Here is a 19,147-nt window from a genome sequence, read left to right as displayed (position 1 = left end):
CCGACCGCCGGGCAGCCGCCGCTCGCCGCTCGCCGGTCGCAGCTCGACTCGGTCCGCCGGGCAGGCGCCGCACCGGCGGGGCCGGCCGCAGGGCTATGCGGCAGGGCCGCCCGGTGGTCGTCCCCGGCGGGGGAGGGGGCCGGTTTCCTTCGGTAGGCGGCCTGCCTCGGCCAGGGCCTTGCGGAGGAGGAATTCGATCTGGGCGTTGGCCGATCGCAGTTCGTCCCCGGCCCAGCGGGCCAGCGCGTCGTACACCGACGGGTCCAGCCGCAGCAGCACCTGCTTGCGCTGCTGCGGCCGACGCTGGGGGGCCGAACCCCCGGAGGGATCTGTCACTGGTAAAGGGTCCCTGTGTTCAGTACGGGCTGCGGCGCGCGGTCACCGCACAGTACGACCATGAGGTTGGAGACCATCGCCGCCTTGCGCTCCTCGTCCAGCTCCACGATGTCCCGGTCCGCGATCCGGGCGAGCGCCGCCTCGACCATGCCGACCGCCCCGTCCACGATCTGCCGCCGCGCGGCGACCACCGCGCCGGCCTGCTGCCGCTGGAGCATCGCCGAGGCGATCTCGGGAGCGTACGCGAGATGCGTGAACCGCGACTCGATGATCCGTACTCCGGCCGCCTCCACGCGCGCGTGCAGCTCCACCGCGAGCTTCTCGGTGATCTCCTCGGCGTTGCCGCGCAGCGAGAGGCCGTCCTCCTCGTGGGCGTCGTAGGGGTACTCGATGGCGATGTGCCGTACGGCCGTCTCGGTCTGCGTGGCGACGAACTCCGTGTAGTCGTCCACCTCGAAGGTCGCCTGGGCGGTGTCCTGGACCTTCCAGACCACGACCGCGGCCAGCTCGATCGGGTTGCCGTAGGCGTCGTTGACCTTCAGTACGGCGGTCTCGTGGTTGCGGACCCGCGTCGATATCTTCGTGCGCGAGGTGAACGGGTTCACCCAGCGCAGCCCGTCCTCGCGGATCGTCCCCCGGTACCGCCCGAAGAGCTGGACCACCCGCGCCTCGCCCGGCGCCACCGTGTTCAGCCCGCACATCGCGAGGAACGCGGCGATGCCGACCAGGATGCCGCCGACGATCAGCGCGGCCTTGCCGCCGCTCGCCGTGACGGCCGTGGCGGTGGCGATCATCCCGGCGCCGAGCAGCAGTCCGAGCAGGCCGAGCAGCAGGGCCAGGCCGCCGCCGATGCTGTGCGCCGGGAACTCCCGTACGCGCGGGGCGGGCATCTCGGGTACGTCGGCCGTGACGGACGCGTCGTGCGTGGACATGGGTGGGCCCCCGTTCCAGTAGGTGCCGGCCTTCGGCGCCTAGCTTAGTTCTATCTAAGTGATATCACTTTACCCCGCTGGAGCAACCCTCCACCCTCGCAAACCGTCGGTTCCCTTGGGACGGCGTGCTGATTGTCACGTCCGTAAAAGAGCGGATCGAACCTCCTTTGTCATATAGAGCGGTGTTAGCTTTCTGAGCTGACCTGAGACGGAAGCGGAGCGTAGGTACTCATGGGACGAGCGGAAGAGAGACGAGCGCGACAGCGTGGTGGCCGCCGCGCGGCGCCCAGGCGCCACCGCTCGGAGCCCTCGGCGAACGCCCAGCCCACGGCGAACGCCCAGGCCGCGACGAGCGGCGGGCGCGCGGCGGCGGGCAAGCCCGCGAAGGGCCGAATACGCAGGCTGTTCACCTGGAAGAAGATCCTCGGCACGTTCTTCGGGCTGTGCCTGCTGTGCATCGGCGGGTTCATCGCGCTGTACCTGGCCGTGGACATCCCGGCGGGCAACGTGGCCGCACAGCGCCAGAGCAATGTCTACAAGTACAGCGACGGCACGATCCTCGCCCGGAACGGCAAGGTCAACCGGGAGATCGTGGACCTGTCGAAGGTGCCGAGGAAGGTCCAACTGACCTTCGTCGCCGCCGAGAACAAGAGCTTCTACCACGACGCCGGCGTCGACTTCAAAGGCACCGCCCGAGGCCTGATCAACACGCTCTCCGGCAAGGGCAAGCAGGGTGGTTCGACGATCACCCAGCAGTACGTAAAGAACTACTACCTCAACCAGGACCAGACCGTCACGCGCAAGCTGAAGGAACTGGTCATCTCGTTGAAGGTGGACCGCGAGGAGAACAAGGACGACATCCTCGCCGGCTACATCAACACCAGCTACTACGGCCGCGGCGCCTACGGCATCCAGGCCGCCGCCCAGGCCTACTACCGCGTCGACGCCCAGAAGCTCAAAGTCGAACAGGGCGCGTACCTGGCGGCCCTGCTCCAGGCGCCGAGCCAGTACGACTGGGCAGTGGCCTCCGCCACCGGTAAGAAGCTGGTGAAAGCCCGCTGGAACTACGTCCTGGACAACATGGTCGAGGAGGGCTGGCTGGACAAGGCCGAGCGCCAGACCATGAAGTTCCCCGTGCCCAAGGAGCCCAAGGGCGCCCCCGGCATGGAGGGCCAGAAGGGCTACCTGGTCTCACTCGCCAACGCCCAGCTGGAACAGAAGCTGATGAAGGACGAGGGCCTCTCCAAGTCCGACGCGGAGGCCAAGGTCGAGAACCAGGGCTGGACCATCACCCTGAACGTCGACCGCAAGAAGCAGGCCGCGCTGGAGAAGGCGGTCAAGGCCCAGCTGACGAGCAAGCTCGACAAGAAGAAGCGCAAGGTCGACGGCGACGTCCAGGCCGGCGCCGTGTCCGTGGACCCCAAGACGGGGAAGATCGTCGCCCTGTACGGCGGCCAGGACTACTTCAAGCACTACTACAGCAACGCCACCCGCCGGGACTACCAGCCCGCCTCGACGTTCAAACCGATCATTCTCGCCACGGCGTTGGAAGACGACGCCATGACGCAGAACGACAAGCCGATCAGCGCCGACGCCGTCTACGACGGCACCAGCCGCCGCCAGGTCCTCGACGACGGCACCAAGGTCGGCTTCGCCCCGCCGAACGAGGACAACGCCAGCTACGGGAAGATCACCGTCCAGCAGGCGATGAACAAGTCCGTCAACTCCGTCTTCGCACAGATGGGCGTCGACGTGGGCATGAAGCAGGTCATGGGCACGGCGGGCAAGCTCGGTATGGACACCGACGGCATGCAGGCGGTGCCCGCGCAGACGCTGGGCTCCATGGGCGCCAGCCCGCTGGAGATGGCCGGGATCTACGCCACCTTCGACAACCACGGCGACAAGGTCACGCCCACCATCGTCAAGTCGGCGGAGAAGAAGGGCAGCACGATCACCATGGACAACCCGATCGGGGGCTCGGTGATCAGCCGGACCGCCGCCGACTCGGTGACCTCCGTGCTGACCGGGGTGGTCGACGACGGTACGGCCCAGACCTCCGTGGCGAAGAACCCCCTCCGCAACGGACAGCAGGTGGCGGGCAAGACCGGTACGTCCGACTGCAACCGCTCGGCCTGGTTCACCGGTTACACGCCGGACCTGGTCACCTCGGTCGGCCTGTTCGGCGAGGCGGACAAGGCCGGGGGCACCGGCTGCGACGGCAAGCCGGTCAAGAAGTTCGACCACGTCTCGCTGAAGGGGGCGATGGGCGGCGGCCGTGTGAACGGCGGCGACACCCCGGCGAAGATCTGGGCCGAGTACACCTTCGGTGTCACGGACAAGGCGAAGTTCGACCTCAACACCACGCAGGGCGCGGCGGTCGAGCCGACGGAGAGCTTCACCTTCTCCCAGCCGCCGACCGCGAGCACGTCCGCGCCGCCGTCCTCGGCCCCGCCGAGCTCCAACTCCCCGTCGTCCGAGCCGCCGTCGACCCCGGCGACCAGCAGCGCGCCGCCGTCGTCCGCGCCCCCGTCGACGTCACAGCCGCCGAGCCCGTCGAACTCACCGACGACCGGCAACCCGGACGACCCGCTCAACCCGCTGAAGCCCGAAGGCCAGTAGGGGCCAACAGGGGCCAATAGGGGCCAATAGGGGAAAGAACGCGAAAGGGCGCCCGGTGGAAACCGGGCGCCCTTTCCGCCGTCTCGACTAGGTGCGGTTCAGCTCGAACCAGACCACCTTGCCCGTGCTCAGCCGCGTCGCGCCCCAGCGCCGGGCCATCCGGTTCACCAGGTACAGCCCGCGCCCGCCCTCGTCCGTGGCCCGCGCCTGACGCAGGCGCGGCAGCTGCGGGACGTCGTCGCCGACCTCGCAGCGCAGCACGTCGGTGCGCAGCAGCCGCAGGGTGACCGGACGGGAGGCGTAGCGCACCGCGTTCGTCACGACCTCGCTGACCAGCAGCTCGACCGAGTCGCTGAGCTCCTCCAGGCCCCAGCGGGCCAGCGCGCGCCGGGCCAGCCGGCGGGCCCGGCCGGGGGCCGCGTCCTCCGGCTCCAGGAACCAGTACGCCACGTCGCTCGGCGCGATCCCGTCGAAGCGGGCGGCGAGCAGCGCGATGTCGTCGTCCCGGTCACCCGGGCCGAGCATGTCGAGCACCTCGTCGCACAGGGCCTCCAGGGGCGGCGGGTGGTCGGGCCCGGTCAGCTGGGCCGTCGCGGCGAGCTTCTCGCGCAGCTGCTCTATGCCGGTCCACACGTCCCTGAGGCGGGACTCCACCAGGCCGTCGGTGTAGAGCAGCAGTGTGGCCCCGGCGGGCGCGTCCAGCTCGACGGCCTCGAAGTCGACGCCGCCGACGCCGATGGGCGCGCCCGGCGGCACCCGCAGCACCTCGGCCCGCCCGCCCAGGTGCAGCAGCACGGGCGGGGGATGGCCGGCGTTGGCGATGGTGATGCGGTGCGAGACCGGGTCGTACACCGCGTACAGGCAGGTCGCCATCCGGTCGGTGCCCAGGCGCTGGGCCTGCTCGTCCAGGTGGTGCAGCACCTCCTGCGGCGGCAGGTCGAGCCCGGCGAGGGTCTGGGCGGTCGTCCGCAGCTGGCCCATGATCGCGGCCGAGGTCATGGAGTGGCCCATCACATCGCCGACGACGAGGGCGACCCGGCTGCCGGGCAGCGGGATCGCGTCGTACCAGTCGCCACCGACCCGCGCCGTCTCGGCGGCCGGCAGATAGCGCGAGGCCAGCCGGACGCCGGTCGGGCGGGGGAGCGTCTCGGGCAGCATGGTGCGCTGCAACTCGTCGGCGATGTACGCCTCGCGGCCGTACAGCACCGCCTTGTCGATGCCGAGGGCGCTGTGCGTGGCCAGCTGGGCGGCCACCAGCAGGTCGTCTGCCTCGAACGCCATCCGCTCCGGGCGGCGCAGGAACAGCGCGGCCCCGATCACCCGGCGCCGGCCGCGCAGCGGGGCGAGGATCGCGTGCTGCCCCTCGGGCACCACGGTCTCGCCGCCCTCGCCCAGGAGTTCGGGGAGTGCGGCGCGGGCGGCGGGGGAGTCGGCGAACACCGGACGCACCCCGCGCAGCACCTCGTTGAGCGCTCCGCCGGGCCGTACCTCGCACAGTTCGGCGGTCATCGCCGACAGCTCGGGGAGCTCGCTCTCCGGCGCCGGGGCGGGCAGGAACCCGCCTTCGGTGTCCCGCTCCTCCGGGATCCGGTCGGTGCGGCGCAGCCGCAGCACCACGGGCCCGGTCGGGCGTTCGTCGCCGATCGGCAGCGGGTCGCGCAGATAGACGAGGATCGCGTCCGAGAAGGTCGGCACGGTGGCCCGGCACAGGCCCATGACGATCTCGTCGAGGTCGATGCCGCGGGCGATCCGCCGGGTCGCGGCGCCGACGAAGCGCAGCCGGTCACCGTCCCGGCGCATCGGCAGCGGCCGGCCGGGCGGCAGTCCCCGCCCGGTGCGGCGCTCCTGGCCGCCGGGGCCGTGCTCCTGCTCGGCGCCCGGCTGGACCGGGATCTGCTCGGGCGCGGGGCGCGGACGGTGCGCGTCCTGCTCGGCAGCGGACGGCTGGGCGTGCTCGGGGCCGTTGACTGGGAGCTCCTTCCCCTTGCCGCAGGGCGTGGTGGTACCCGGTGAGGAGGGCGTCTCGCCGGTGCGGGCCTGTGCGGGTAAGGCGGCGGGGCCGAGCGGCGTCTGGGCACGCAGGAGCGCCCCGCGAGGCTCCGCGGGGTCGACGCCCGGCTGTGGGCGCTCGTAGGAGGTCGGCTGCTCCGTCACGCGTGTCGAATCCATCCGTCCGGGGCCGCGCGTCGTGCGCGCGGTTCGTCCCGCAGAAATCCCGATACCCGGAATACGTGCCCGTGGAACGGAATTACCGCGTGGTCAGAGGCCGTTCCTGCGGCGGACCGTTTCCGTTCCGCTGTGGTCTTGCCCTCGCACCACTCGCTCACGTCCTGCCGCCCCTCGGTGACGTTCGGTCAAGCCCGGTACTTTCCCCGGGAGTTGTGGGTTGATCCTCCTTGCGGAGGACGATCCTACGGTTGTGGACCGGGGGCGCATCAAGGGTCTCATGAGGACACGTGCGCGGGCGTACGGTCCCAGTCCTCCGGCAGTGACGGTACCGCCCAGGACGGGTTCGGGCGCCAGTGCTGCCAGCCTTCGGAGTACGGCGGGCCCCAGGAGCGGATCACCTCGACCGCGGCGCGCCCCGCCTCCCGCACCCGTTCGGCGAGCTTGTCGTCCATCAGGCCGTCCCGCTGGGCCTGCGCGAACTCGTCCTCGTCACGCCAGTGCCAGCTGCGGTCGGGGTGCACGGAGATGTCGAGGAAATGGTCCTCGGAGTCGACCCCGCCGTCCCAGCGGACCAGCGGTTCCTCGAGGTTGACGTACCAGTTCTTGAACCGCCAGCCCGGCTCCCAGAACAGCCACACCGACCACGGCTCACCGGGCCGGGCCAGCTTCAGCACGCCCGTACCGGACCACCGGTCGCGCTGCACCGAGCGGGGCTTGGTGTAGCGCGTCCGAAGCGGCTCCAGGTTCACGGGCGTACCGTCGGCGAGCACCGGCTTCACGCACTCGGTGTCCGCCGCCAGCCACACGGCCAGCAGTTCCTCGTCGTCCCGGACGACGGTGACGGGGCGGGCGATGTGGATGTGGTCGCCGCCGTTCTCCCGGTACCGCCACAGGATCCGGCTCCCGGGCGCCCAGAAGGGCGCAGCGCCGCCAGCTTCCCCGCGTACCGCGCGTCTCACCGCTTCACCGTCTGCCATGCACAGATATTAGGTGCCCGAGGCATACGACGCTGCGGTGCGCGTCACCGTCCCGGCCGGGCGGCCCGAATGTTCCGTGACCGGCGACGACCGGTCACGGGTGCGTCATACGCAGGACATCCAGCGCCTCGTCCAGCTGCTCGCGGGTGAGGTCGCCGCGCTCGACGTACCCGCTCTCCAGCACGACCTGACGGATCGTCTTGCGTTCCGAGAGGGCCTTCTTGGCCACCTTGGCGGCTTCCTCGTACCCGATGTACTTGTTGAGCGGGGTGACCACCGAGGGGGAGGACTCGGCGTACTCGCGGGCCCGTTCGCGGTGGGCGGTGATCCCGTCCACGGTCCGGTCGGCGAGCAGCCGGCTGACGTTGGCGAGCAGCCGCACCGACTCCAGCACGTTCTTGGCGATGACCGGGAGCATGACGTTGAGCTCGAAGTTCCCGGAGGCACCGGCGGTGGCGATCGTGGCGTCGTTGCCGGTCACCTGGGCCGCGACCATGAGGACCGCCTCCGGAATGACCGGATTGACCTTCCCCGGCATGATCGAGGAGCCGGGCTGGAGGTCGGGCAGCGAGATCTCCGCGAGCCCGGTCATGGGGCCCGAGGACATCCACCGCAGATCGTTGGCGATCTTCGTCAGCCCGACCGCGATCGTCCTGAGCTGCCCGCTGGTCTCCACGATCCCGTCCCGGGCGCCCTGCGCCTCGAAGTGGTCGCGCGCCTCGGTCAGCGGCAGCCCGGTGACCCGGGCGACCTCCGCGATCACGGCGGCGGAGAATCCCGGCGGCGTGTTGATGCCGGTCCCGACGGCGGTCCCGCCCAGCGGCAGCTCGGCGAGACGCGGCAGCGAGGCGTTCAACCGCTCGACGCCGTACCGCACCTGGGCGGCGTACCCGCCGAACTCCTGCCCCAGCGTCACCGGAGTGGCGTCCATCAGATGCGTCCGCCCGGACTTCACGACGTCCGCGAACTCCTCGCTCTTGCGGCCGAGGGCGTCGGCGAGGTGCTCCAGTGCCGGGATCAGGTCGTGGGTGACGGCGGCCGTGGCGGCGATGTGGAGGGAGGACGGGAAGACGTCGTTGGACGACTGGGAGGCGTTCACGTGGTCGTTGGGGTGCACGGGCCGGCCCAGCCGCTCCGTCGCCAGCGTGGCGACGACCTCGTTGGTGTTCATGTTGGACGAGGTCCCCGACCCCGTCTGGAACACGTCGACCGGGAAGTGCTCGTCCCACTTCCCCTCGGCGACCTCCCTCGCCGCCTCCTGGATCGCCTCGGCCACCTCCTTGTCCAGCACCCCCAGCTCGGCGTTCACCTTCGCCGCCGCACCCTTGATCCGGGCCAGCGCCTCGATGTGCGCCCGCTCGATCCGCTGCCCCGACACGGGGAAGTTCTCGACGGCCCGCTGCGTCTGGGCACGCCACTTGGCGTGGGCGGGGACACGGACCTCGCCCATGGAGTCGTGTTCGATCCGGTAGTCGCTCATACCGGTTATAGCGATCGGGGCGGTGGGGATGTTCCGGGCTTTGGGCCGCCCGGGTGCCGCACGGCCGCCCGCAGCTGTGACTCAGGTCTCATCCCATGCCGCCCGTGCAGCAGACGCGGGGGCTGTCACGTCGAGGACGGGTGACAGGAAGGGAGGAGCGTGTGGAGACGAACTTCGACGGCTTCGTCGCCGCCCGGTCGGCCGCGCTGTTCCGGGGAGCCCTCGTCCTCACGGGCAACCGCGAGGCGGCTGAGGACCTGGTCCAGGAGACCCTGGAGCGGGCCTGCCGCAAGTGGCGCGGGATCTCCGCCAAGGACGCCCCGGACGCCTATGTGCGGCGGATCATGGTGAACCTGGCCAACGACCGCTGGCGCCGCTTCCGCCGTACGGTTCCGCAGGCGGACGGCCCCGACCGGGCCGCCCCGGGCGACGAGTACGGACAGGTCGACAGCAGGGACCAGTTGGTGCGCGCTCTCCAGCAACTGCCCATGCGGATGCGGACGGTCGTGGTGCTGCGCTACTTCCACGACCTCTCGGACGCCGAGATAGCCGCCGACCTGGACATCTCGCCGAGCACGGTGCGCTCGCAGCTCGCCCGGGGGATCGAGAAGCTCAGAAGCCAGTTCCCCGCGCTCTCCGGCCCTTCACCACGGCAGCCGACGGAAGGAATCCGATGACCTCGTACGACGACGCGCGGCCTTCCGGCTGCACACCTTTCGAAGAGGAACTGATGAACGCCATGAACCGTTACGCGGACTCCGCCGAGGCGCCCGACTTCGACGCGCCCGGGATCGTCCGCCGCACCCGCCGCAGGCGGACCGCCGGCATCGCCGCCGTCGCCACCGCCCTCATCCTGGCGGGCGGGGGAACGGCCCTGGCCACCTCGATCGCCGGCGGCTCGCACGCCAAGCCGAGCAGCACGGCCGCGGCCCGCGGGCACGACGCCGCCACCGTGGCGTACACCACCGACGGCCGGACCAACCCGATCGACTTCTACGGCTGGGACCTGAAGGACTTCAAGTCCTACATGGCGAAGACCCAGATGAAGCTCGGCACGGTCTCCAAGCGCCCGCTCACAGGCTGCAAGCCGGGCACGGTCATCGCGGTCAGCCCCCACACCCCCAAGACCGTCACGGTCGGCGACACGATCAACGCGGTCCTCTGCTCCCGCTGACACAAGACGCCCGCCCCTGCGCCGATCAGGGGCGGGCGCCAGTCACCGAGGGAGCTTGGCCCGCTCATACCAGCCCGTCCGGCGCTTGAGGACGAGGCCGTTCAGGCCGATGGGGGTCTGGGGGCGGAGCCCCCGGCGGGGTTCGGGGGCGGAGCCCTGCGGGGGTTGAGGGGGCGGAGTCCCGCAGGGGTCCTGGGGGCGGAGCCCCCGGCGGGGTGCAGGGGCGGAGCCCCGCGGGGGTTCGAGGGCGCAGCCCCCGGCGGGGTCGAAGGGGCGGAGCCCCTGGCGGGGTCGAAGGGGCGGAGCCCCTGGGGGGCGGGAAGGGCAGGGGCGGCGGGGGCGAGAAACGCACCCCGCCGCCCCGAAGGGACTACGCCAGCCCCGGCCCCCGCACCGGAATCGACGTGAACGTCGGCTGCGGGGCCGGGTCCTGGAAGAAGTCGTTGCCCTTGTCGTCGACGACGACGAACGCCGGGAAGTCCTCGACCTCGATCTTCCAGACGGCCTCCATGCCGAGCTCCTCGTACTCGACGACCTCGACCTTCTTGATGCAGTCCTGGGCGAGCCGGGCGGCCGGGCCGCCGATGGAGCCGAGGTAGAAGCCGCCGTGCGCGTCACACGCGTCGGTGACCTGCTTGCTGCGGTTGCCCTTCGCCAGCATCACCTTCGAGCCCCCGGCCGCCTGGAACTGCTCGACGTAGGAGTCCATGCGCCCGGCCGTGGTCGGCCCGAAGGAACCGGACGCGTAACCCTCCGGCGTCTTCGCCGGCCCCGCGTAGTACACCGGGTGGTCCTTCAGGTACTGCGGCATCTCCTCACCCGCGTCCAGCCGCTCCTTGATCTTGGCGTGCGCGATGTCGCGGGCCACGACCAGCGGACCGGTGAGCGAAAGCCGGGTCTTGACCGGGTGCTTGGTCAGCTCGGCGAGGATGTCGTCCATCGGCTGGTTGAGGTCGATCTTGACCACGTCCGCGGACTCGTCGAGGTGCTCGTCCGTCGTCTCCGGCAGGAACCGCGCCGGGTCCGTCTCCAGCTGCTCCAGGAAGACCCCCTCCGCCGTGATCTTCGCGACGGCCTGGCGGTCCGCGGAGCACGACACCGCGATGGCGACCGGGCAGGACGCGCCGTGCCGCGGCAGCCGGACGACCCGCACGTCGTGGCAGAAGTACTTGCCGCCGAACTGCGCGCCGATCCCGATCTTCTGGGTGAGCTCGAAGACCTTCTGCTCCAGCTCCTTGTCCCGGAAGCCGTGCCCGAGCTCGGATCCCTCGGCCGGGATCTCGTCCAGGTAGTGCGCGGAGGCGTACTTTGCGGTCTTCAGCGCGTACTCGGCCGAGGTGCCGCCGACCACGATCGCCAGGTGGTACGGCGGGCAGGCGGCCGTACCCAGCGAACGGATCTTCTCCTCCAGGAACTTCATCATGGAGGCCTCGTTCAGGACGGCCTTCGTCTCCTGGTACAGGAAGGACTTGTTGGCGGAGCCGCCGCCCTTCGCCATGAACAGGAACTTGTACGCGCCGCCGTCCGTGGCGTACAGCTCGATCTGCGCGGGCAGGTTGGAGCCGGTGTTCTTCTCCTCCCACATGGTGAGGGGAGCCATCTGCGAGTAGCGCAGGTTCAGGTTCTTGTAGGCGTCGTAGATGCCACGGGAGAGCGCCTCCTCGTCGTGGCCCTCGGTCAGCACGTTCTGCCCGCGCTTGCCCATGACGATCGCCGTGCCGGTGTCCTGGCACATGGGCAGCACGCCCGCCGCCGCGATGTTCGCGTTCTTCAGCAGGTCGAGCGCGACGAACTTGTCGTTGCCCGACGCCTCGGGGTCGTCGATGATGCGGCGCAGCTGCGCGAGGTGGGCCGGGCGCAGGTAGTGCTGGATGTCGTGGATGGCCTCCTCGGCCAGCTTGCGCAGCGCCTCCGGCTCCACCTTGAGGAACGTCCGCCCGTCGGCCTCGAAGGTGGAGACACCCTCGGAGGTCACCAGCCGGTAGGGGGTGGTGTCCTCTCCCTGGGGGAGCAGATCGGTGTACGCGAACTCAGGCATCTCAGCCCATTCCTCACTCTACGGACGGCGCCCGCCGACGTTGGCGGGCGCTCACCAGCGTAGAACCTGCCCCTGGCAGGACACCTGTGAGGTAAGGCTCAGTTCGCCACGCCAAGGTTATCCACACCCCTAGTCGCGATCTATCGCGTTTCGGTACGCTGCTGCCGTGGACCTTCAGAAGCAGGATCAGCAGGATCAGCCGGCTCGACAGCAGGGCGCGGCACCGCGCGTCACCGAACTCCGCGCCTCGGACGCCGACCGTGACCGTATCGCCGACATCCTGCGCGAAGCCCTCGCCGAGGGGCGCCTGACCGCGGACGAGCACGCCGAGCGGGTGGAGGGGGTGCTGAACGCCAAGACGGTGGGCGAGCTGGAGGTCTTCATACAGGACCTGCCGGCGGCCCATGGGCGTCAGGCGTCCCCGGGCTACACGCCGGTGCCGCCCCGCCCCGCCGCCGGTGCGATACCCGCCGAGGCGGACGCCAATGTGGTCGCGGTGTTCAGCAGCGCCATGCGCCGGGGCCGTTGGCGCGCCGGGCGCCGACTGCACGCGTACGCCATTTTCGGCAGCGTCGAGATCGATCTCAGCGAGGCGATCTTCGAGTACCAGCAGGTCGTGATCAAGGCGGTGTCGGTCTTCGGCAACGTCGAGATCCGCGTACCGGAGAACGTGTCGCTGCGCGGCACCGGCGGCGGAGTGCTCGGCAACTTCGAGGTGGACACGCTGGACTCGGTCGAGTCCGACGCCCCCGTCATCTACGTGGACGGATGGGCGGTGCTGGGCAACGTGGAGGCGCGGCCGAAGCGCGGCAAGCTCGTCGCGGACATCCTCGACCGCGTGCATCGCAAGGTCGACAAGGGTTTGCGCAAACACCTGGACCGTTGACGGTCGTGAAGGAGGCAGGAACCGGAACGTTTCGGTCCTTCGACAGCCGGCGCACAGGGTCGTGAACAAGCCGCCGCACTCCCGCGGCCCGGAACGCAGTGCATAGGCGCGCGCACAGCGGGTAGGGCTTGCTGCATCGTCTCTCGCTCGCGAAGCCGTCGTCAGGAGTAGACCGTGCTGCAACCGCCGCATTCGTCCCTGCAGGTAGCTGCTGTGCCGGCCCAGCGGGGGCCAGTGCGGGACAGGGACCAAGACGCACCCTGGCACACCGAGGCGGTGTGCCGGCGCGACGAGGCAGGCCTGTTCTTCGCCCCCTCCAAGGAACCCACCGCCGCCCGGCTGTCCCGCGAGGAGGCGGCCAAGCGGGTCTGCGCGCGCTGTCCCGTGATGGTCGAATGCCGCGAGCACGCACTGCTCCAGCCCGAGCCGTACGGCGTCTGGGGCGGCCTCACCGCGGCCGAACGCCGCGTGGTCCTCGCCCGGCGCCGCCGCCGCGACATGGAACTGAAGAAGGCCGCCCGAGCGGCGAGCCGTATAGCGGGCTGATCGCGGACGGGGAGCGCCCTCTCCGCACAGAGGGCGCGTCCCCACCCAGGGGGCAGGCGCTACTTCGCCCGGTCGAAGTCGACCGCGCTGTACGCCCGCAGCTTGCTCAGTCGGTGCTCGGAGTCGATCCGCCGGACCGTGCCGGACCGGGAGCGCATGACGATCGACTCGGTCAGCGCGGTCTCCGACCGGTACCGCACACCCCGCAGCAGTTCACCGTCGGTGATCCCGGTGGCGACGAAGAAGACGTTCTCCCCCTGCACCAGGTCGTCCGTCGTGAGCACCCGGTCCAGATCGTGCCCGGCGTCGATGGCCCGCTGCCGCTCCTCGTCGTCCTTGGGCCACAGCTTGCCCTGGATCGTGCCGCCCAGGCACTTCACGGCGCAGGCCGAGATGATGCCTTCCGGTGTGCCGCCGATACCGAGCAGCAGGTCGACGCCCGTACCCTCGCGCAGCGCGTAGACGGAGCCGGCGACATCGCCGTCGGAGATGAGCTTGATGCGCGCGCCCGCCTCCCGGACCTCCTTGATCAGGCCCGCGTGCCGGGGCCGGTCGAGGATGACGACGGTGACGTCCTCCGGCGCGGACTTCTTGGCCTTGGCGATCCGCTTGATGTTCACGGTCACGGGCGCGTTGATGTCGACGAACTCGGCGGCCTCCGGGCCGGTGACCAGCTTGTCCATGTAGAACACGGCGGACGGGTCGAACATCGCGCCGCGCTCGGCGGCGGCCAGCACCGCGATCGCGTTGGGCATGCCCTTGGCGGTCAGCGTGGTGCCGTCGATCGGGTCGACGGCGATGTCGACCTCGGGTCCGGTGCCGTCGCCGACCTGCTCACCGTTGAAGAGCATGGGGGCTTCGTCCTTCTCGCCCTCGCCGATGACGACCACGCCGTTCATCGACACGGTGGAGACGAGGGTCCGCATGGCCCGCACCGCGGCACCGTCGGCGCCGTTCTTGTCGCCGCGGCCGACCCAGCGGCCCGCGGCCATGGCCGCCGCTTCGGTCACCCGGACGAGCTCGAGGGCGAGGTTGCGGTCGGGGGCCTCGGACGGGACGTCCAGTTCCGAGGGCAGATGATGATGCTCGGTCATCGGAGCGCACCTTTCTGATACGACGACGGCCGGATGAGGGTGATATCCCCGACTCTATCGTTAGGCAGACAAAATGAGCAGGGGACCCCACGGATGAGCGCGCCGGGCACCTGCGACGATAGGGGGCGTGGCAGGCACGAACGGCAAGCAGAAGACGATCCGGGGCATGATCCAGTCCCTGGCCGTGATCGGGGTCGCGGCGGGGGTCATCTACCTCTTCGTCCCGCACGACGACCACGCTCCCGACCTCAAGCGGGTCGACTACCGGGTCGAGCTGCTCACGGCACGCCGCGCCGCGGACTACCCGGTGGCCGCGCCCGAGGGCCTGCCCGGCGCCTGGAAGGCGACGTCCGTCAGCTTCCAGGGCGACCACTTCGACCGCTGGCATCTTGGTTACCAGAATCCCGACGGTCAATACGTGGCGGTCGAGCAGTCCACTCAGAAGCGCGCGGACTTCATCGACACCGCCAGCCAGGGGGCGAAGGCGACCAAGGTCACCGAGAGGATCGGCGACCACACGTGGACGCGCTACACCGGCGGCCGCTACGACGCGCTCGTCCTCGAGGACACCCCCGGCTCCACGACGGTGGTGGCGGGCACGGCGTCGTTCGCGCAGCTGACGAAGATGGCCGAGGCGCTGAAGATGGCGTGAGCCACGGACCGTGAGCCACCGACCGTGAGCCACGAGCACGGCAGAGGCCCCCGGCGGTAACCGGGGGCCTCTGCCGTGCTCGGGGCTCAGACGGTGGTGACGACCTCGTCGTACGCCAGTCGCGGCGAGCGCGGGTAGGAGGCGTTCTCGCCCGGCTTGCCGATGTTGACGATCATCAGCGGGGTGTGGTCGTCGTCGAGGAACTCCTTGCGGACGCCCTCGGGGTCGAAGCCGGTCATCGGGCCGGCGGCCAGGCCGGCGGCGCGGACGCCGACGATGAAGTACGCGGCCTGAAGGGCGGCGTTCAGCGTGGCGGAGCGCTCACGCACCGGACGCTCGGCGAAGAAGGCGTCCTTGGCCTGCGGGAAGGCCGGGAACAGGGCCGGCAGCTCCTCGTGGAACTCGTTGTCGGCGGCGAGGATCGCGACCAGCGGGGCGGCGGCCGTCTTGGCCCGGTTGCCCTCGGACAGGTGCGGGACCAGACGCTCGCGGGCCTCGGCGGAGCGGACCAGGGTGACGCGCAGGGGGGTCTGGTTGAAGGCGGTCGGGCCGTACTTGACCAGGTCGTAGATCGCCTGAACCTGCTCGTCGGTGACCGGCTCGTCGGTGAAGGCGTTCGCGGTGCGGGCCTCGCGGAAGAGCAGGTCCTGGGCGGCGGAGTCAAGAACGAGGGGCATGGCTGAACTCTCTGGAGACGACGTCCGGATCCGGGGGCGCCGGACCGGCTGACGGCACGACAGTACGCCAGGGAAGTTCAACCTTCAACAAATACTGGAGCGTCGTGATCCGCTTCACAGCGCTCCGCCGTGCCTACTCCTCCGCCTCCGCCTTCTCCTCCTCGGCCAGCGCCGCGTCCAGCCGGGCCCGCGCCCCCTCCAGCCACCGCCGGCAGACCTTGGCCAGCTCCTCGCCCCGCTCCCAGAGCGCCAGGGACTCCTCCAGCGTCGTACCGCCGGCCTCCAGCCGCCGTACGACCTCGATCAGCTCGTCCCGCGCCTGCTCGTAGCCGAGCGCCGCATCCACCTTGCCGGTCATCCACCCATCCCTGTGTCCACTCGTACGGAGAACTCGCCCTCGGCGACCCGCGCCCGCAGCGCCTCGCCCGCCGCCACCTCGTCCGGATCACGCACCGCGTGCCCGTCGGCCTTCTGGAGCACCGCGTACCCGCGCTTCAGGGTCGCGGCCGGGGAGAGGGCCACCACGCGCGCGTGCGTGTGCGTCAGCTCCGAGTCGGCGCGGTCGAGGAGATGGCCGAGGGTACGGCGACCGCGGTCGACGAGGGACGCCACATGGTCGGCGCGCTCGTCGACCATCCGGTGCGGATCCTCCATGCAGGGCCGCGCCAGCGCATGGGCCAGCCCCCGCTCCTCGCGCTCCACCAGCGCCGTGACGCACCGCCGCGCCCGGTCCCGCAGCTGCCGCACCCGGTCGAGCTCCTCGCCGACGTCCGGTACGACCTTCTTGGCGGCGTCGGTCGGGGTCGAGGCCCGCAGGTCCGCCACATGGTCCAGCAGCGGGTTGTCCGGCTCGTGGCCGATGGCCGACACCACCGGCGTACGACAGGCGGCCACGGCCCGGACCAGCTGCTCGTCGGAGAAGGGCAGCAGATCCTCCACGCTGCCCCCGCCGCGCGCCACGATGATCACGTCGACGGCGTCGAGCTCGTCGAGCTCCTTCACCGCCTGCACGACCTGCGGTACGGCGTGCACGCCCTGCACGGCCACATTGCGCACCTCGAAGCGGACCGCGGGCCAGCGGTGCCGGGCGTTCTCCAGCACGTCCCGCTCCGCCGCGGAGGCGCGGCCGCACACCAGCCCGATCAGCTGCGGCAGGAACGGCAGCGGCTTCTTCCGCTCCGGCGCGAACAGCCCCTCGCCCGCCAGGGTCTTCTTCAGCTGCTCCAGCCGGGCCAGCAGCTCCCCGACCCCCACGGGCTTTATCTCCGCGGCCCGCAGGGACAGCTGCCCGCGCGGCGCGTACCACTCCGGCTTCGCGTGCACCACGACCCGCGCGCCCTCGCCGACGACATCGGCGACGGCGTCGAACACCTGCCGGTAGCAGGTGACGCTCACCGAGATGTCGTACGACGGGTCGCGCAGCGTCAGGAACACCACCCCGGCACCCGGCCGCCGCGACAACTGGGTGATCTGCCCCTCGACCCACACCGCGCCGAGCCGGTCGATCCAGCCCCCGATGAGCCGCGAGATCTCGCCGACGGGCAGCGGGGCGTCCGCGGACGTGTTCACAGCCATGCGGTCGAGCGTAACGGCCGGTACCGACAACGCGGGACGCACGCGATCTACGGCCCCGGGCCCGGCCTTACGATGGATGGCATGACTGCTTCGCCTGGCCGCCGTGTCCTGCTCGCCGCCCCCCGTGGCTACTGCGCGGGAGTGGACCGCGCCGTGATCGCCGTCGAGAAGGCCCTGGAGCAGTACGGGGCCCCGATCTATGTCCGGCACGAGATCGTCCACAACAAGTACGTCGTGCAGACCCTGGAGAAGAAGGGCGCCGTCTTCGTCGAGCGGACGGAGGAGGTGCCACCGGGCAACATCGTGATGTTCTCCGCGCACGGTGTCGCCCCCGTCGTGCACGACGAGGCCGAGCACGGCCGGCTCGCCACCATCGACGCCACCTGCCCGCTGGTCACCAAGGTCCACAAGGAAGCCGTCCGCTTCGCCAACGAGGACTACGACATCCTCCTCATCGGGCACGAGGGCCACGAGGAGGTCATCGGCACCTCCGGCGAGGCCCCCGACCACATCCAGCTCGTCGACGGCCCGGGAGACGTGGCCAAGGTCGAGGTCCGGGACGAGTCCAAGGTCGTCTGGCTCTCCCAGACCACCCTCTCCGTCGACGAGACGATGGAGACGGTCGACGCCCTGAAGGAGAAGTTCCCGCAGCTCATCTCTCCTCCCAGCGACGACATCTGCTACGCCACGCAGAACCGCCAGCTCGCCGTGAAGCAGATGGGCGCCGAGGCCGAACTCGTGATCGTGGTCGGTTCCCGCAACTCCTCCAACTCCAAGCGGCTCGTGGAGGTCGCCAAGCTCGCCGGCGCCCGCGACGCCCGCCTCGTGGACTTCGCGAGCGAGATCGACGAGGCCTGGCTGGAGGGCGTGACCACGGTCGGCGTCACCTCCGGCGCCTCCGTCCCCGAGGTCCTGGTCGAACAGGTCCTGGAGTGGCTCACCGAGCGCGGCTACGGGGACGTGGAGATCGTCAAGGCGGCCGAGGAGTCCATCACCTTCTCCCTGCCGAAGGAGCTGCGCCGCGACCTGCGCGACGAGGCGGAGGCTCTGGTGGCGGAGCGGGGCGGTTCCGGCACCCCTCAGGCGTGAGCGGCGTACGTCCGTGACGTGACCACCGGCCCCACGTCGTAGCGTGGGTTCATGCAGATCTTCGGCGTGGACATCGGTGGATCCGGGATCAAGGGCGCTCCCGTGGACCTGGAGAGGGGCGAACTGGCCCAGGAGCGCTGCAAGGTGCTCACCCCTCATCCGGCGACACCGGACGGGGTGGCCGACGGCGTCAAGCAGGTCGTCGAGCACTTCGGCTGGACGGGCCCGGTCGGGCTCACCTTCCCGGGCGTGGTCACGGGCGGGGCGACGGTGCGTACGGCGGCGAACGTCGACAAGAACTGGATCGACACCGACGCGCGCGCCCTGTTCGGCGGGCGCCTCGGCGGCCTGCCGGTGACCGTCGTCAACGACGCGGACGCGGCGGGCGTCGCCGAGATGGAGTTCGGCGCGGGCCGGGACCGCCGGGGCACGGTCATCCTGCTCACCTTCGGCACCGGCATCGGCAGCGCCGTCTTCGTCGACGGCACCCTCGTCCCCAACACCGAGCTCGGCCATCTGGAACTGCACGGCCACGACGCGGAGAAGCGGGCCTCCAGCAAGGCGAAGGAGGACCACGAGCTGACCTGGGAGCAGTGGGCGCAGCGGGTGCAGAAGTACCTCGCCCACGTCGAGATGCTCTTCTCCCCGGAGCTGTTCATCATCGGCGGCGGCGTCAGCCGCAAGGCGGGCAAGTTCCTGCACCTGATCGAGGACATCAGGGCCGAGATCGTGCCCGCGCAGCTCCAGAACAACGCGGGGATCGTGGGGGCGGCGATGCGGGCGGCGAAGGACGGGCAGGGAGCCGCACCGCTGCCGGTGTGAGCCTCGGTCCCCAGCTAGGGCCTGTCGTCACATCCCCGTCGTCCCCCGAAGGGCGGCCCCGTGGTGTCTGGTGCGGCGAGA

General features: G+C 70.6%; 18 protein-coding genes. 8 read left to right on the top strand and 10 right to left on the bottom strand.

What is annotated here, in order from left to right:
* Positions 1–93: 93 nt before the first annotated feature.
* On the bottom strand, positions 94–336 hold the full coding sequence (locus tag ABZ915_RS37805) for a hypothetical protein (protein WP_361812892.1): 243 nt from the start codon (positions 334–336) through the stop codon (positions 94–96).
* Positions 333–1,268, bottom strand: a complete 936-nt coding sequence (locus ABZ915_RS37800) for an SPFH domain-containing protein (protein ID WP_361812890.1) — start codon at positions 1,266–1,268, stop codon at positions 333–335. The genes ABZ915_RS37805 and ABZ915_RS37800 overlap by 4 nt, the downstream gene beginning before the upstream one ends.
* A gap of 231 nt (positions 1,269–1,499) precedes the next feature.
* Between ABZ915_RS37800 and ABZ915_RS37795 the strand changes: the two genes are divergently transcribed.
* Positions 1,500–3,887, top strand: coding sequence for a transglycosylase domain-containing protein (locus ABZ915_RS37795; RefSeq protein ID WP_361812888.1), 2,388 nt, complete (start codon positions 1,500–1,502; stop codon positions 3,885–3,887).
* A gap of 87 nt (positions 3,888–3,974) precedes the next feature.
* Here the strand turns inward: ABZ915_RS37795 and ABZ915_RS37790 are convergent, their stop codons facing one another.
* From ABZ915_RS37790 to ABZ915_RS37780, 3 genes are all read right to left on the bottom strand, one after another.
* Positions 3,975–6,056, bottom strand: coding sequence for a SpoIIE family protein phosphatase (locus ABZ915_RS37790; RefSeq protein WP_361812886.1), 2,082 nt, complete (start codon positions 6,054–6,056; stop codon positions 3,975–3,977).
* Between the two features lie 275 nt (positions 6,057–6,331).
* Positions 6,332–7,033 carry a DUF402 domain-containing protein gene (locus ABZ915_RS37785; protein WP_361812884.1) on the bottom strand — a complete coding sequence of 234 codons (702 nt, stop codon included), beginning with the start codon at positions 7,031–7,033 and terminating at the stop codon, positions 6,332–6,334.
* A 94-nt stretch (positions 7,034–7,127) separates the two neighbouring features.
* Positions 7,128–8,513, bottom strand: coding sequence for a class II fumarate hydratase (locus ABZ915_RS37780; protein WP_361812882.1), 1,386 nt, complete (start codon positions 8,511–8,513; stop codon positions 7,128–7,130).
* Between the two features lie 161 nt (positions 8,514–8,674).
* Between ABZ915_RS37780 and ABZ915_RS37775 the strand changes: the two genes are divergently transcribed.
* Complete coding sequence (locus ABZ915_RS37775; protein ID WP_361812880.1) at positions 8,675–9,190, top strand: SigE family RNA polymerase sigma factor; 516 nt, start codon at positions 8,675–8,677, stop codon at positions 9,188–9,190.
* On the top strand, positions 9,187–9,687 hold the full coding sequence (locus tag ABZ915_RS37770; protein ID WP_361812878.1) for a hypothetical protein: 501 nt from the start codon (positions 9,187–9,189) through the stop codon (positions 9,685–9,687). The genes ABZ915_RS37775 and ABZ915_RS37770 overlap by 4 nt, the downstream gene beginning before the upstream one ends.
* 370 nt (positions 9,688–10,057) lie before the next feature.
* Here the strand turns inward: ABZ915_RS37770 and ABZ915_RS37765 are convergent, their stop codons facing one another.
* Positions 10,058–11,725: a fumarate hydratase gene (locus ABZ915_RS37765; RefSeq protein WP_361812876.1), complete on the bottom strand. Its 1,668-nt coding sequence runs from the start codon at positions 11,723–11,725 to the stop codon at positions 10,058–10,060.
* A gap of 166 nt (positions 11,726–11,891) precedes the next feature.
* On the opposite strand from ABZ915_RS37765, the gene ABZ915_RS37760 reads away from it, so the two are divergent.
* Both ABZ915_RS37760 and ABZ915_RS37755 read left to right on the top strand, forming a co-directional pair.
* Positions 11,892–12,611, top strand: coding sequence for a DUF1707 domain-containing protein (locus ABZ915_RS37760; protein WP_361812874.1), 720 nt, complete (start codon positions 11,892–11,894; stop codon positions 12,609–12,611).
* 174 nt (positions 12,612–12,785) lie between these two features.
* A complete protein-coding gene (locus ABZ915_RS37755; protein ID WP_361812872.1) occupies positions 12,786–13,157 on the top strand; it encodes a WhiB family transcriptional regulator in 372 nt (123 codons plus the stop codon).
* A 59-nt stretch (positions 13,158–13,216) separates the two neighbouring features.
* On the opposite strand, the gene glpX is transcribed toward ABZ915_RS37755, so the two are convergent.
* Positions 13,217–14,251 (bottom strand): class II fructose-bisphosphatase, encoded by a 1,035-nt coding sequence (gene glpX, locus ABZ915_RS37750; protein WP_361812870.1) that lies wholly within the window; start codon positions 14,249–14,251, stop codon positions 13,217–13,219.
* A gap of 127 nt (positions 14,252–14,378) precedes the next feature.
* Between glpX and ABZ915_RS37745 the strand changes: the two genes are divergently transcribed.
* Positions 14,379–14,903 carry a DUF4245 domain-containing protein gene (locus tag ABZ915_RS37745; RefSeq protein WP_361812868.1) on the top strand — a complete coding sequence of 175 codons (525 nt, stop codon included), beginning with the start codon at positions 14,379–14,381 and terminating at the stop codon, positions 14,901–14,903.
* A gap of 86 nt (positions 14,904–14,989) precedes the next feature.
* Here ABZ915_RS37745 and ABZ915_RS37740 read toward each other — a convergent pair whose 3' ends face one another.
* The 3 genes from ABZ915_RS37740 to xseA form a co-directional block, all read right to left on the bottom strand.
* Positions 14,990–15,580, bottom strand: a complete 591-nt coding sequence (locus tag ABZ915_RS37740) for a malonic semialdehyde reductase (protein WP_361812866.1) — start codon at positions 15,578–15,580, stop codon at positions 14,990–14,992.
* A gap of 133 nt (positions 15,581–15,713) precedes the next feature.
* Positions 15,714–15,938, bottom strand: coding sequence for an exodeoxyribonuclease VII small subunit (locus ABZ915_RS37735; RefSeq protein WP_361812864.1), 225 nt, complete (start codon positions 15,936–15,938; stop codon positions 15,714–15,716).
* Positions 15,935–17,155 (bottom strand): exodeoxyribonuclease VII large subunit, encoded by a 1,221-nt coding sequence (gene xseA, locus ABZ915_RS37730; protein WP_361812862.1) that lies wholly within the window; start codon positions 17,153–17,155, stop codon positions 15,935–15,937. Before xseA ends, ABZ915_RS37735 begins: the two co-directional genes overlap by 4 nt.
* A gap of 81 nt (positions 17,156–17,236) precedes the next feature.
* On the opposite strand from xseA, the gene ABZ915_RS37725 reads away from it, so the two are divergent.
* Both ABZ915_RS37725 and ppgK read left to right on the top strand, forming a co-directional pair.
* Positions 17,237–18,244, top strand: a complete 1,008-nt coding sequence (locus ABZ915_RS37725) for a 4-hydroxy-3-methylbut-2-enyl diphosphate reductase (RefSeq protein WP_361812860.1) — start codon at positions 17,237–17,239, stop codon at positions 18,242–18,244.
* Between the two features lie 51 nt (positions 18,245–18,295).
* A complete protein-coding gene (gene ppgK / locus ABZ915_RS37720) occupies positions 18,296–19,066 on the top strand; it encodes a polyphosphate--glucose phosphotransferase (RefSeq protein WP_361812858.1) in 771 nt (256 codons plus the stop codon).
* The last annotated feature ends 81 nt before the right edge of the window (positions 19,067–19,147 follow it).

This window comes from Streptomyces sp. NPDC046915 (assembly GCF_040644935.1).
Lineage (GTDB): Bacteria > Actinomycetota > Actinomycetes > Streptomycetales > Streptomycetaceae > Streptomyces.
This window is presented reverse-complemented; position numbering and strand designations above follow the sequence as displayed.